Below are 14,901 nucleotides of genomic sequence, written 5' to 3'. Positions count from 1 at the left end.
TTAAATAGCGATGTGAAGCTGTTCGTCATTCACTGAACTTCCGCTCATTGGTGCGGCGGCAGCAGTTGTTGTTGTTGATCCAGAGTCCACCACCAGCGAACCGCTACTTAGCAGTTGCTGCACAATGGCCTGTTGAGAGCTCCCTAAACTGCTGAGGTCTACACCATCAAGCACAATGGTTTGGTCAACTGAACCATTGGCATCGGCATCAATGGCAATATGAGCACCATCGCTTTCTTGGCTTATCTGTAAGTAGTCATCGAGATTGGTACTGTTCTCACCAACCAGCAGGCTGGACAGATCAAGCACATCTTCGCCCACGGTAAAGTCGGCAACGTGGTCAGTACCGGTTTCGCCTAACTGCCAAACAAAGGTGTCATTACCGGTTCCGCCGTAGAGCAAGTCGTCACCTTCACCACCGGTAATGGTGTCATTGCCACCTTGACCGAAGATCATGTCGTCGCCAACGCCACCCAAAAGCGTGTCGTTGCCACCGCGAGTATCTCCGTCTTCACTCAGGGTTTGTGCGTTGAACTTGATGTAGTTGAAGATCTCTTCGTCAGTGGCAGCATGGCCATTCACTGCAGTCAGGTAATCCACTAAGGCTTGTAAGCCTTCACCATCGTGGCTACCGGCATCATGGGTACCATCGCTGTCGGTCCAGGCCAGCTGGTCGGTGTTAATGACGTCGCCGAAGATAACGTCGTTACCGTCATCCCCCACAATGGTGTCATTCCCTACCGAATCGGGATTCACTTGACTAAAGCCTTCATCAAGCGCGGCTTGAAGCTCATCAGCGGTGTATATGATTTGCGGGTCACCGACAGTACCTGTCACTGTTTGTGTACTATGGTTGCCGGTGAAGGATGCCGAGCCAGTGCCGGTGACGTCGGTATTATCGAAGAACTGCAAATACTCTTCATTCACGCCACTACCAATACCAATGGCATTGAAAATGACATCCCCGTTGATCATTGATGACGCCGCCTGCACGGCACTATTAAGGTCGTCATATGAGGTATCACCAGAGCTATTGCTGTGATCACTGTTATTGGTAGTTGGGTTACCGTCGGTCAGGAAGAAGGCCATGTCGGTATAGCCATTGCTATCGACACTGCTAAACCAGGAAGAGGTCTCTTCCATGGCATCTTCGTAGTTAGTGGAACCGTTAGCGGTTAATGAGTTAATGGCACTGATCAAACTGGTGAGGGTGGCTTGATCGTTCTGGCTGCCATCAAAAGTAAAGGTTTGGGTTGTTGCTGAGCTAGAGAATGAAATCAAAGCAACATTGATGGTGCCAGTATGGGTGGCTAGTTGCTTGGCAAGGTTTTCCAAGGCTGCTTTTGCCAAGTCCATCCGGCCGTCAGAGTCCATACTGCCGGAGGTGTCGATGATAAGGGCAATATTGTAGTTTTCCCCGGCTACCAATTCGGTGGACGTGCCGCCGGTGTCCCCCACCAGTACGTCGTTACCGGTACCCCCGTCAATTTCACCCGACCCAGAACCAATGACATAGGCGGTACTGGAACCGGCCTTATCGTCGGTGTTGTCACCAACAATGATGAGGTTGTCGTCATGCTCGGCATTAATGGTGACAGTGAAGTTGGAGTGAGTGCTATCACCATCGCCGTCAATCACCTGCACATCAAAATCCAGGGTTTGATCGTTCGGCAGCACATCAATAGACGTTTCCATACCGGACAAACGAACCTTGTCACCACTTTCATGGATGATATTGATACCGTAGAAATCATCGATACCAACATCATCGGCACTGATGGTGACTGTTCCGTCACCGCTGACCACAACATGGGACACAGTGGCGATGACGTTGCCGCTGGCATCAAGTAGCTCAAAAGTCATATTGGCAGTACCGCTGCCATTAAAGGTTAGCGTGACTTCATCAACCGCTTGTTGGGTTGAAGAGTGAGTAGAAGCATCAGAGTCGCCGTCACCTTCATAAAATGAAGCGGTTAAGCTTTCCCCTGCGTCAATCCAGTTGCTGTTAACCCCAAGGCCTACAGTACTGGTATTGATATAACCCGAATCCGTGGTGAACTTAATGTCGGTATCAAGGGATGCCGTGGCTGAATTTTTCAGCAGAATCTCTTCAGCCCAAAGCTCGGTACGATGAGAACCAATATTGGCATCAAAGGTGACTTGCTCGGTGGTGCTGGGATTAGGGGTAACCAAATCAAATTCATAGGTGCCATCAGCCTTCATTAACAGCGTAAAAAAGGTTTGGCCATCGTATTGCACCGTGATTTCTTCACCGACGTAAGTGTTGCCGTCGTAAATATCAACACGGCTAACATCGGCATCATCACCCAAGTCACTAAGCAGGGTGACATTGATACCTTGTGACGAATTGCTGAGGTTACTCAGATCGCTACTGAAACCATCGGCCCCGCTTTCTACAATCCAATTCCCGGTGTAGAGCCCGGCAGTGTTGTCGACCACAAAACTCGCCATAGTCAGTTGCGGCACATCGTCTTGCACATTCACGGAGATGGTATTGGTAACCGTATTGCCATTGGCATCGGTCACTTGATAGGTGAAGGTTTCAACACCCAGTTTGAGGTTAGTGCCGTCATTAGCGTTATCGACAGTGACAGGGTTAGTTAAGGAATAGGTGTAAGTACCATCTGCATTAATAACCAAGGTGCCGTAAGTTCCCTGGCCATCTCCCACAACCGAATAGGTCAGGGTGCCAACACCACCGGAGGCACTTAAGGTACCGCTGGCAATTTCAGCTGTACTGCTAGGGTTGCTACCATCAGCTAATGCTGCTTCATAAACGGTCACATTCTGCGGATCACAAACCAGGGTAGCGTCTGCAACATTAATGGTCAGGGTGGTGGTTGAGGTATCACCATCAGCATCGACAATGGTGTAAACGAACACGTCCTGCACATCAGCTGATGTCACGTTGCTATTCGCTTGATAGGTATAGCTACCATCAGCATTAAGCGTCAGGGTGCCGTAAAGCCCTGCTACCGCCGACCCAATGTTGCCACTGACAGCAGTGCTGGTATCACTTCCAGTAGCCACACCTTGCAAGGTAAAGCCAGAGTCGGCACTGGTGAGATCGTTACTTAACACGCCACTGGCAGCATCCACGGTTAAGGTGCCACCCTCATCTACATCACCCGTGTCGGCATACGCCGTCGGCACGTCATCGGTAATGTGGATATCCAGGCTCGCATTGCTGCTCGAGCCGTCGTCGTCGGTCACCACCACCGCCACACTGTCGGTGTAACCGGTGTCATTGGCACCGGCTTGGCTGTCGTTATCAACGTTGTCAGTGAGGGTGTAGCTGTAGCTGATACTGCCGCCACTGGCATCGCCACTAAAGCCGGTCAGGGTTAAGGTGCCGTAGTCGGTGCTCACCGTGGCGTTGCTGGTCGCCAGCGCTTGCAGCTCGGCCAGGGTGAAGCTTTGTCCGCCGATGCTGACGCTTTGCAGGCCATCGACACTCTCAAAGCTAAAGCTGCCGCTTTGGGTTAGGGCGCTGCTGTCGGGCGCTGAGCCATCACTTAAGTTGGCCTCAGACACGCTTTGTTCGCCGCCGTCCACATCCAGGCCGTTGATCACCACCCCGTCATCGCTGCCGTTAATGGTGATGGTTAAGGTGGCGGTGCTGCTGTCGCCGTCGTTATCGATGATGCTGTAGTCAAAGCTGTCGCTCAGGCTTTCGCCGTCACTTAACCCTTGTACCGCCGCCGCGTCGTTATCCAGCGCATAGCTGTAATTGCCGTCGCTATACAGGGTTAAGGTGCCGTAGCTGCCAACAAAGGTGCCTACCGTGGTCACGGCGCTGATGCCATCGGCCCCTTGGGTGTCGTTAGTCAACACATTGCCGGTGGCGGTCACCGGACCATCTTCGGTCACGCTGTTGCTGTCAGCATACGCCGTCGGCACGTCATCGGTAATGCTGATATCCAGGCTCGCGTTGCTGCTCGAGCCGTCGTCGTCGGTCACCACCACCGCCACACTGTCGGTGTAACCGCTGTCATTGGCACCGGCTTGGCTGTCGTTATCAACGTTGTCAGTGAGGGTGTAGCTGTAGCTGATACTGCCGCCACTGGCATCGCCACTAAAGCCGGTCAGGGTTAAGGTGCCGTAGTCGGTGCTCACGGTGGCGTTGCTGGTCGCCAGCGCTTGCAGCTCGGCCAGGGTGAAGCTTTGTCCGCCGATGCTGACGCTTTGCAGGCCATCGACACTCTCAAAGCTAAAGCTGCCGCTTTGGGTTAAGGCGCTGCTGCTCGGCGCTGAGCCATCACTTAAGTTGGCCTCAGACACGCTTTGTTCGCCGCCGTCCACATCCAGGCCGTTGATCACCACCCCGTCATCGCTGCCGTTAATGGTGATGGTTAAGGTGGCGGTGCTGCTGTCGCCGTCGTTATCGATGATGCTGTAGTCAAAGCTGTCGCTCAGGCTTTCGCCGTCACTTAACCCTTGTACCGCCGCCGCGTCGTTATCCAGCGCATAGCTGTAATTGCCGTCGCTATACAGGGTTAAGGTGCCGTAGCTGCCAACAAAGGTGCCTACCGTGGTCACGGCGCTGATGCCATCGGCCCTTGGGTGTCGTTAGTCAACACATTGCCGGTGGCGGTCACCGGACCATCTTCGGTCACGCTGTTGCTGTCAGCATACGCCGTCGGCACGTCATCGGTAATGCTGATATCCAGGCTCGCGTTGCTGCTCGAGCCGTCGTCGTCGGTCACCACCACCGCCACACTGTCGGTGTAACCGCTGTCATTGGCACCGGCTTGGCTGTCGTTATCAACGTTGTCAGTGAGGGTGTAGCTGTAGCTGATACTGCCGCCACTGGCATCGCCACTAAAGCCGGTCAGGGTTAAGGTGCCGTAGTCGGTGCTCACGGTGGCGTTGCTGGTCGCCAGCGCTTGCAGCTCGGCCAGGGTGAAGCTTTGTCCGCCGATGCTGACGCTTTGCAGGCCATCGACACTCTCAAAGCTAAAGCTGCCGCTTTGGGTTAGGGCGCTGCTGTCGGGCGCTGAGCCATCACTTAAGTTGGCCTCAGACACGCTTTGTTCGCCGCCGTCCACATCCAGGCCGTTGATCACCACCCCGTCATCGCTGCCGTTAATGGTGATGGTTAAGGTGGCGGTGCTGCTGTCGCCGTCGTTATCGATGATGCTGTAGTCAAAGCTGTCGCTCAGGCTTTCGCCGTCACTTAACCCTTGTACCGCCGCCGCGTCGTTATCCAGCGCATAGCTGTAATTGCCGTCGCTATACAGGGTTAAGGTGCCGTAGCTGCCAACAAAGGTGCCTACCGTGGTCACGGCGCTGATGCCATCGGCCCTTGGGTGTCGTTAGTCAACACATTGCCGGTGGCGGTCACCGGACCATCTTCGGTCACGCTGTTGCTGTCAGCATACGCCGTCGGCACGTCATCGGTAATGCTGATATCCAGGCTCGCGTTGCTGCTCGAGCCGTCGTCGTCGGTCACCACCACCGCCACACTGTCGGTGTAACCGCTGTCATTGGCACCGGCTTGGCTGTCGTTATCAACGTTGTCAGTGAGGGTGTAGCTGTAGCTGATACTGCCGCCACTGGCATCGCCACTAAAGCCGGTCAGGGTTAAGGTGCCGTAGTCGGTGCTCACGGTGGCGTTGCTGGTCGCCAGCGCTTGCAGCTCGGCCAGGGTGAAGCTTTGTCCGCCGATGCTGACGCTTTGCAGGCCATCGACACTCTCAAAGCTAAAGCTGCCGCTTTGGGTTAAGGCGCTGCTGCTCGGCGCTGAGCCATCACTTAAGTTGGCCTCAGACACGCTTTGTTCGCCGCCGTCCACATCCAGGCCGTTGATCACCACCCCGTCATCGCTGCCGTTAATGGTGATGGTTAAGGTGGCGGTGCTGCTGTCGCCGTCGTTATCGATGATGCTGTAGTCAAAGCTGTCGCTCAGGCTTTCGCCGTCACTTAACCCTTGTACCGCCGCCGCGTCGTTATCCAGCGCATAGCTGTAATTGCCGTCGCTATACAGGGTTAAGGTGCCGTAGCTGCCAACAAAGGTGCCTACCGTGGTCACGGCGCTGATGCCATCGGCCCCTTGGGTGTCGTTAGTCAACACATTGCCGGTGGCGGTCACCGGACCATCTTCGGTCACGCTGTTGCTGTCAGCATACGCCGTCGGCACGTCATCGGTAATGCTGATATCCAGGCTGGCGTTGCTGCTCGAGCCGTCGTCGTCGGTCACCACCACCGCCACACTGTCGGTGTAACCGCTGTCATTGGCACCGGCTTGGCTGTCGTTATCAACGTTGTCAGTGAGGGTGTAGCTGTAGCTGATACTGCCGCCACTGGCATCGCCACTAAAGCCGGTCAGGGTTAAGGTGCCGTAGTCGGTGCTCACGGTGGCGTTGCTGGTCGCCAGCGCTTGCAGCTCAGCCAGAGTGAAGCTTTGTCCGCCGATGCTGACGCTTTGCAGGCCATCGACACTCTCAAAGCTAAAGCTGCCGCTTTGGGTTAAGGCGCTGCTGCTCGGCGCTGAGCCATCACTTAAGTTGGCCTCAGACACGCTTTGTTCGCCGCCGTCCACATCCAGGCCGTTGATCACCACCCCGTCATCGCTGCCGTTAATGGTGATGGTTAAGGTGGCGGTATCAGTGGCACCAAATTCGTCGGTCAGGGTATAGGTAAAGGTATCAGTGAGACTTTCACCGCCGCTTAATGCTTGTACCTCGGCAAGGCTATTATTGACGGTGTAGCTATAGCTGCCATCACTGTTCCAGGTGAGGGTTCCGTAGCTACCAATAACATTATTCGCGCTGCTGCCGTCCACTGCCGACACACTGAGTTGCGCCCCGTTATCAACGTCGCTATCAACACCGGCACCGTCATCATCGGTCAGCATGTTGCCTTGTGCTGTCAAGGCACTGTCTTCCGTTACGCCATTGGTATTTGCTGTCGCAACTGGCGCATCATTAGTCCCTTGGATCTCGACGGTTAGGGTAGAGGTAGCAGTACCGCCGTTACCGTCGCTAACTTGATACGTAAAGGTCTCGGTGACAGTGTCACCTTCTGCCATTGATTGCGCTAAATCGTTGTCTAAAGCATAAGAAAAGTCACCGTCAGCAGACCAACTCAACACGCCGTACTGGCCGCTGACAGTAGTGGCAGCTGAGCCATTTACATCGGTGACACTAAGGGCGTCACCGTTGGCATCGCTGTCATTGGCAAGCAGGGATCCTGAAACATTGGTAATAAGATCTTCTTGTAACAGGACCTCATCAGGTTCTGCACTGGGTGCAGTATTATCCAGTATCAACAAGTCAGATTCTGCTGGTACTGGCCCCCCCTCCCCGGGATTATTTTCAGAGGTGTAACCAGCGCTGGCAATAGCTTCACCGCCGGTTCTATCAATGCTGACGTAACCGGAATCACCACCACCGCCAGCGGCGCCAGCAGCCGGTGCGGCACCCGCGGCCGAGGCTTGGAATAACTGGGCAGCTTGTGTGGGATCCAGGCCTTGTAAAATGGCCTGTTGTAAAGCAGCTTGCTCTGAGGCGTTGTCAGAATTTGCGGCTGTAAAGTCGGTTGGCGTCTGCGCCGCATCGAGATTGATATCAGGTGAGGCGGCATATTGGGTCACGCCACCGTCACTTTGCTGGATATTAAAAGCAGTACCGTCGGTGCTAACCAGCTCCATGCCGGAAACAACCTTGTCACCTTCGAAAAGCTGCACCATCGAGCCGTCGGCGTTAACTACCCAAATTTGGCCTTTTACATTGGTAAGAGTGCCGTCGACCTGAACATTGATGTGTTGCATAACCCACCTCGCACGCCCGTAGAGCGTCTCCATGCTGCAAATGCGAGACGGCGAGTGATGAGTAAGTTATTAATTATGCTCGTCGTCACTTTCAAATGATTAACACTTGAACAACAAGCATAGTCAAAAAATTGACACTTGTAGGCATAAAAAAAGCGGCTTTCGCCGCTATTGCCTAAAATGAGTACAATAATGTGACCGATGTCTCTGTATCGGTCTTCTCAGTGTCAGTGGGCACTTGTGAGCTGTACTGAATGGTGTAGGAGAGCTTCATGGCTAGGCTGCCAATGATATTCGCTTGCAACGAGGTAATGGATTTAGAGATAGAACCACCATCTTCTAAACCAACTTCAGTGCTGAGCTCTTGGCGGAAGATGGCTGTTTTGCTGATGTCGTATTCAAACTTACCCGCCAAACGGGTGATAACACCGCGGTCAGACTCATCGCCTTCCTCGTAGTCATCGCTGTCTTTATCGACTTCATTACTACGATAACCAAGACCCGCGGAGAGTTCTAAAAAGGAGCCGTCTTCTGTTTGCCATACACGACTACCGTAACCGGAGGTCACACTCGAGCTGTAGTTATACCCGGAGAAGCGGTCTTTTTCATAAGCACCACGGATATACCAAAACTCTTTGTCGTTGAATTTATAGTCGCCCTGGGCTGCGCCACTGTATTGTTCAGCCGTGGTTTCATCGTCCGACTTGGTATAGAGAGACTGCAACAGATAGGTGTTTCGCCATTTGTCCATATTATGAACAATGTTAAGCTTGCCATTAATGTTAGTGGCTTCACTGTTACCGGTTGTCACCAAAATCCCAAGTTCAGCTTCCCCTTTCCAGGTTTTGTCCTGTTTGTCCGCGCCGGACGCGGATGGCGCCGCACTGTAGTCGAACTCATCGTCGGCATACGCTGAATTTGCAACGAGAATCGCCAATAAAGGCAAGCTGTACTTTAACGTCATAGAACCTCTCCTTTGGAAAAAGCCGGTAAAGTGTGCCTTAGCACCCACCAAAACTCAAAACCTGAGCTTACATTCAGAAATACTGTTATTTGCCGCTGCTATCAATAAGATAGATTTGAACCTAACCGCTATTGTTCGGCGTTTCAGCCCTAATTTTCCTAACATTAATGATTCCTGAACGCAGATTAAGGCCAATTTCAGGCATAACCCCTTGTTTTACAATATTAAGCTGGAATAGCGATACTATTGTTGCGAACAGTTAACCGCGCCAGCCCGTTAGGCATGTTTGACTTTATTTGACCTTTTACCTGAACGTAACACGGTTGATAACCATAGATTTAAGCAGTGGTCTGAACAGCAAAAAAATATGCTGATTGCGGGGGAACGCACACTCAAAGTGTACATTTTGTACTGAGGAAGTCGCGGTGGGGATCAATAGAAGTGAAAAAGGGTGGCTTTGGCCACCCTTTTCTCATTAGTTCACTTTCGGGTCTAACTCGCCTTTGATATAGCGCTCAGACATGGCGTCCAAGGAAATCGCTTTAATTTTGCTGGCTTGGCCTGCAGCACCAAAAGCTTCATAACGGGCAATACAGATGTCACGCATGGCATCGGTGCTGGCTTTCAAGAACTTACGAGGGTCAAACTCACTGGGCTTTTGCGCCAGGAAGCGACGCACAGCACCAGTAGAGGCGAGACGCAGGTCAGTATCAATATTGACCTTACGCACACCGTATTTGATGCCTTCAACAATTTCTTCAACCGGCACGCCGTAGGTTTCCGGAATTTCGCCACCGAACTCGTTAATCACTTTCAGCCACTCTTGCGGTACAGAAGAGGAGCCATGCATTACCAGGTGGGTGTTAGGGATGCGTTTGTGGATCTCTTTGATGCGCTCAATAGCCAAGATGTCACCAGACGGTGGGCGGCTAAACTTATAAGCACCATGACTGGTACCAATAGCAATGGCTAAGGCATCGACGTGCGTAAGGCTTACAAACTGGGCCGCTTCTTCTGGGTCGGTCAGCAGTTGGCTGTGATCCAAGGTGCCTTCAGCGCCAATACCGTCTTCTTCACCGGCTTGGCCGGTTTCAAGGCTACCCAGGCAACCCAGTTCCCCTTCAACAGAAACGCCACAGGCATGGGCCATTTCTACGGTGCGTTTGGTGACATCAACGTTGTAGTCCCAATCCGCGGGCGTTTTGCCGTCGTCTTTCAAGGAACCGTCCATCATCACCGAGCTAAAGCCCAGTTGGATAGAACGCTGACATACAGCAGGGCTGGTGCCGTGGTCTTGGTGCATACAAACCGGAATATGCGGAAATTCTTCCACAGCCGCCAGAATTAAGTGGCGCAAGAAAGGCGCACCGGCATACTTACGGGCACCTGCGGAGGCCTGCACGATAACAGGGGCATCCATTTTGTCAGCCGCTTCCATGATGGCGCGCATCTGCTCAAGGTTATTGACGTTGAAAGCAGGCAAGCCATAGCTATGCTCGGCAGCATGGTCCAACAATTGGCGTAGGGAAATTAGGGCCATGTTTTCATCTCCTCATGGTGTGGGAAGCTGCCCTGCTTCCCACGTGATGTAATCGTTTTAATGAGTCTACCAAAACAAGGCGACGCTGGGCGTCGCCTTCAACAATGTGGTCAGGCTTTACTCAGCCACGGCTTTCCAACATGGCTACCGCTGGCAATACCTTACCTTCCACAAACTCCAAGAAGGCGCCGCCACCGGTTGAAATGTAAGACACTTGGCTCTTAATACCGTATTTGTCGATAGCCGCCAGCGTGTCGCCACCGCCAGCAATAGAGAAGGCGCTGGATTCGGCAATGGCTTTGGCCAACACTTCGGTGCCCTTACCGAACTGGTCGAACTCAAACACCCCAACCGGGCCGTTCCACAAAATGGTTTGCGCCGATTTCAGCAATTCGGCCAAGGCCTTGGCGCTGTCGGGGCCGATATCCAGGATCATGTCATCATCGGCAACATCATCAACGGACTTCACGGTTGCTTCGGCGTCTTCGGCAAAGGCCTTTGCTACCACCACGTCAGTGGGCAGCGGAATAGACACCTTATCCATAAGGGCTTTAGCGGTGGCAATCAAATCAGCTTCGTGCAGAGATTTCCCAACCGGCTTGCCGGCAGCGGCGAGGAAGGTATTGGCAATACCACCACCCACGATGATTTGGTCACAGATCTGTGCCAAGGAATTGAGCACATCGAGCTTGGTAGAAACTTTAGAGCCCGCCACAATTGCCACCAGTGGCCGCTTCGGCGCTTTAAGGGCTTTACCCAAAGCGGTAAGTTCAGCAGCCAGCAAAGGCCCGGCGCATGCAACATCGGCGTACTTACCCACACCATGGGTTGACGCTTGGGCGCGGTGGGCAGTGCCAAAGGCATCCATCACGAAAACATCGCAAAGGGCGGCATATTGCTTAGCTAGCGCTTCGTCGTCTTTTTTCTCGCCTTTATTGAAACGCACGTTTTCCAGTAATACGACTTCACCGGCTTTGGCATCAATACCGTCGAGGTAATCACGCACCAGGGTAACCGGCACGCCCAGCAGGTCTTGCAAGTAATCAGCGACGGGCTTTAGGGAGCTTTCATTGTCAAAAACCCCTTCTTCCGGGCGCCCAAGGTGGCTCATTACCAGTACCTTGGCGCCTTTATCAAGTGCCAGCTTGATGGTAGGTAGAGCTGCCATGATCCGAGCGTCAGAGGTAATTTTACCGTCCTTGACGGGCACATTGAGATCTTCACGGATCAGGACTCGTTTACCGGCCAGATCCAGGTCTGTCATCTTGATGACGGCCATCAGTGCATCCTCAAAAATTCATTAGTTAGCGGATTTTGAAAGCCAATAGCGGCCGGTATCAACCAACCGGTTGGCAAAGCCCCATTCGTTGTCAAACCACAGTAGCAACTTCAAGAGGCTGCCATCAGTGACCCGGGTTTGGGTTCCGTCAACAATGACCGAATGGGGGTTATGGTTATGATCTACCGACACCAAAGGCGCAGTAGTGAATTCCAGTATGCCGTTAAAACGGCTGTTTGCAGCTTGTTCTAAAAGGGTATTAACGTTATCGACAGTCACATCAACCTGCAGCTGCAGGCTTAAGTCCAGTGCCGATACGTTCATGGTGGGTACCCGCACCGAAATGGCTTCGAACTTGTCTTTAAACTTGGGTAATACTCGGCCCACACCGCGGCCTAGCTGGGTATCTACCGGCACCATTGACTGACTCATGGCGCGGCTAAGGCGCAGGTTGGGCTGATAGCTGTCTAGCACTTGCTGGTCGTTCATGGCGGCGTGAATGGAAGTAATCAACCCCCGCTCAATGCCAAAGGCCTCATCCAGCAGCTGCACCACGGGGACCAAGCAATTGGTGGTACAAGAAGCGTTAGACACTATCTGGTGGCTGGCTTTAAGGTCGCCTTCATTAACGCCCATCACCACGGTGGCATCCACACCTTCATCCGCCGGATTCGATAGCAATACTTTCTTGGCACCTGCCAATAAGTAAGCTTCGGCATCTTGATGATGGCGGATCACCCCGGTGCAATCGATCACTAAGTCCACATCGGCCAGCGGCAATTTCTCCGGGTCCGGCTCGCTCAGCAGCTCAATGGCATGTTCGCCCAAATACAAGGTGGAGCCTTCCAGACGCATGGGCGCATCCAAGCGGCCATGGGTGGAGTCGTACTTAAAAAGGTGGGCCATGGCTTGTGGCTCGGCAATATCATTGACCGCCACCACTTTTAGCTCATCAAGTAGGTTGCGTTCAAAGATAGCACGCAGCACAGCACGGCCAATGCGACCAAAGCCATTGATGGCAACCGAATAGCTCATGTGTTTCCTTGAAAAAAGGCAGGCCCAGGGCCTGCCTTTAAGACTTACAAGCCTTCAGCAACGCTGACGACGTTATCAACGGTAAAGCCGAACAGCTTAAACAGTTCACCGGCAGGCGCCGACTCACCAAAACTGCGCATGCCCACAACCGCACCGTTCAGGCCAACGTATTTGTACCAGTAGTCGGCGATCAGCGCTTCTACCGCCACCCGTTTGGTTACGCTGGCAGGTAACACCGACTCTTTATAGTCAGCACTTTGCGCGTCAAATACATCGGTAGACGGCATAGATACCACCCGCACCTTACGGCCTTTACCGGTCAGTACCTCGGCGGCATTGAGCGCCAACTCAACCTCGGAGCCGGTGGCAATCAAAATCAGTTCAGGCATGCCTTCACTGTCTTTGACGATGTAACCACCTTTACGAATATCGGCCACTTGCTGGGCACTACGGGCCAGGCAAGGCAGACCTTGGCGGCTAAAGATAAGGGCTGTTGGGCCATCGTTACGCTCAAGGGCATGCAGCCAGGCAACGGCGCTTTCAACGGTATCAGCGGGCCGCCAAGTGCTCATGTTCGGTGTCAAACGCAAGCTGGCTACTTGCTCAACCGGCTGGTGGGTTGGGCCGTCTTCACCCAGACCAATAGAATCGTGGGTATAAACAAAAATGCTGCGCTGCTTCATTAATGCCGCCATACGCACGGCATTACGGGCGTATTCCATAAACATCAAGAAAGTCGCGCCGTAAGGGATAAAACCGCCATGCAGGGCAATGCCGTTCATGATGGCACTCATGCCAAACTCGCGAACGCCGTACCAAATGTAGTTACCGGAAGCATCTTCGTGGGTCAGAGGCTTGGAGCCCGACCACAAGGTCAGGTTAGAACCGGCCAAGTCAGCACTGCCGCCCAACAATTCGGGGAGATTAGCGGCAAAAGCTTCAATGGCATTTTGCGAGGCTTTACGGGTGGCAATTTTCTCGCCTTTTTGCTGACATTCCTGGATATAGGCTTCGGCCTTGGCTGCAAAGTCGGCGGGCAAGTCACCGCTTTGGCGGCGCTCAAATTCACTGGCCAGCTCTGGGAAGGCAGCCTTGTATGCCGCAAACTTGGCATTCCAGTCGCTTTCCAGTTTGCTGCCTTTGTCTTTGGCATCCCAGCCGCTGTAAACGTCAGCGGGGATCTCAAAAGGCGCGTAGTCCCATTTTAAGAATTCACGGGCCGCGGCCACTTCGGCGTCACCCAGGGCGGCACCGTGGCAGTCATGGCTGCCGGCTTTATTGGGGCTGCCAAAGCCGATAATGGTTTTGGTGATAATTAACGTTGGGCGGGTCAAGTCGCTACGCGCTTCTTCAATGGCCGCTTTCACCGCGTCAGAAGAGTGGCCGTCAACGTCGCGCACCACTTGCCAACCATAAGACTCAAAACGCTTCGCGGTATCATCGGTGAACCAGCCTTCAACATGGCCGTCGATAGAAATACCGTTGTCGTCATAAAACGCAATCAGCTTGCCAAGGCCAAGGGTACCGGCCAAAGAGCAGGCTTCGTGGGAAATGCCTTCCATCAGGCAGCCATCACCCAAGAACACATAAGTAAAGTGATCAACGATGTCATGGCCGGGGCGATTAAACTGCGCCGCTAGGCTCTTTTCAGCAATCGCCATCCCCACCGCATTGGTAATACCTTGGCCCAAAGGCCCGGTGGTGGTTTCAATACCCGGCGCATAGCCGTATTCGGGGTGGCCCGGGGTGCGGCTATGGAGCTGACGGAATTGCTTGATGTCTTCAATACCGAGGTCGTAGCCGGACAGATGCAACAGTGAATAAATGAGCATGGAACCATGGCCATTTGACAGCACAAAGCGGTCGCGGTCGGCCCAGTTTGGATTCTGGGGGTTATGACTCAAATAATCGTTCCAAAGCACTTCGGCAATATCCGCCATACCCATAGGGGCACCGGGGTGGCCGGAATTGGCTTTTTGAACCGCATCCATAGAAAGGGCACGGATGGCATTGGCTAGATGACGACGGGAGGGCATCAAGGTCTCCTGGGTGGGATCAAAACACAGGCTAAGTAATTGAACTCATTTTCACCTATTAATGGCCTTGGGGGCAAATCGGTTACACCTTTCATGTTGGCGCGAGTTAGGCTTTAATGGGAAACCACAACAGGCGGGGAATATTTGCTCACAAGCACTGGCGTCTAGACGTCTATACGTGTAATATCGCCGCCTTAATTTTGGGGCGTGGTAAACCCATGGGAAAACTGCGCTTTTCTTGCCGACATTCAATGA

The 14,901-nt window shown here is 53.3% G+C and carries 8 protein-coding genes; all 8 read right to left on the bottom strand.

The genetic code is table 11. The features are described from left to right. Positions 1 to 4,560, bottom strand: a complete 4,560-nt coding sequence (locus DW350_RS02230) for a beta strand repeat-containing protein (protein WP_115717291.1) — start codon at positions 4,558 to 4,560, stop codon at positions 1 to 3. Continuing rightward, positions 4,557 to 5,306: a VCBS domain-containing protein gene (locus DW350_RS02225; protein ID WP_115717290.1), complete on the bottom strand. Its 750-nt coding sequence runs from the start codon at positions 5,304 to 5,306 to the stop codon at positions 4,557 to 4,559. The genes DW350_RS02230 and DW350_RS02225 overlap by 4 nt, the downstream gene beginning before the upstream one ends. Beyond that, entirely contained in the window at positions 5,303 to 7,792 is a 2,490-nt protein-coding gene (locus DW350_RS02220; RefSeq protein WP_192954777.1) for a beta strand repeat-containing protein, read from the bottom strand. The genes DW350_RS02225 and DW350_RS02220 overlap by 4 nt, the downstream gene beginning before the upstream one ends. A 175-nt stretch (positions 7,793 to 7,967) precedes the next feature. Beyond that, entirely contained in the window at positions 7,968 to 8,756 is a 789-nt protein-coding gene (locus DW350_RS02215; RefSeq protein WP_115717288.1) for a DUF481 domain-containing protein, read from the bottom strand. A gap of 475 nt (positions 8,757 to 9,231) precedes the next feature. Further along, on the bottom strand, positions 9,232 to 10,296 hold the full coding sequence (fba, locus tag DW350_RS02210; RefSeq protein ID WP_115717287.1) for a class II fructose-bisphosphate aldolase: 1,065 nt from the start codon (positions 10,294 to 10,296) through the stop codon (positions 9,232 to 9,234). Between the two features lie 121 nt (positions 10,297 to 10,417). Beyond that, positions 10,418 to 11,575: a phosphoglycerate kinase gene (locus DW350_RS02205; protein ID WP_115717286.1), complete on the bottom strand. Its 1,158-nt coding sequence runs from the start codon at positions 11,573 to 11,575 to the stop codon at positions 10,418 to 10,420. Between the two features lie 21 nt (positions 11,576 to 11,596). Beyond that, positions 11,597 to 12,610: a glyceraldehyde 3-phosphate dehydrogenase NAD-binding domain-containing protein gene (locus tag DW350_RS02200; RefSeq protein WP_115717285.1), complete on the bottom strand. Its 1,014-nt coding sequence runs from the start codon at positions 12,608 to 12,610 to the stop codon at positions 11,597 to 11,599. Positions 12,611 to 12,654: 44 nt separating this feature from the next. Further along, positions 12,655 to 14,646: a transketolase gene (tkt, locus tag DW350_RS02195; protein WP_115717284.1), complete on the bottom strand. Its 1,992-nt coding sequence runs from the start codon at positions 14,644 to 14,646 to the stop codon at positions 12,655 to 12,657. Positions 14,647 to 14,901: the final 255 nt, after the last annotated feature.

The sequence above is a fragment of the Gallaecimonas mangrovi genome, from assembly GCF_003367375.1.
Lineage (GTDB): Bacteria > Pseudomonadota > Gammaproteobacteria > Enterobacterales > Gallaecimonadaceae > Gallaecimonas > Gallaecimonas mangrovi.
Note: the sequence above shows the minus strand (reverse complement) of the source record. Positions and strands in the feature narration are given on the sequence as shown.

Coding starts and splice junctions, on each gene's coding strand:
- DW350_RS02220 (WP_192954777.1), bottom strand. CDS start 7,792: ATGCAACACATCAATGTTCAGGTCGACGGCACTCTTACCAATGTAAAA.
- DW350_RS02215 (WP_115717288.1), bottom strand. CDS start 8,756: ATGACGTTAAAGTACAGCTTGCCTTTATTGGCGATTCTCGTTGCAAAT.
- fba (WP_115717287.1), bottom strand. CDS start 10,296: ATGGCCCTAATTTCCCTACGCCAATTGTTGGACCATGCTGCCGAGCAT.
- DW350_RS02205 (WP_115717286.1), bottom strand. CDS start 11,575: ATGGCCGTCATCAAGATGACAGACCTGGATCTGGCCGGTAAACGAGTC.
- DW350_RS02200 (WP_115717285.1), bottom strand. CDS start 12,610: ATGAGCTATTCGGTTGCCATCAATGGCTTTGGTCGCATTGGCCGTGCT.
- tkt (WP_115717284.1), bottom strand. CDS start 14,646: ATGCCCTCCCGTCGTCATCTAGCCAATGCCATCCGTGCCCTTTCTATG.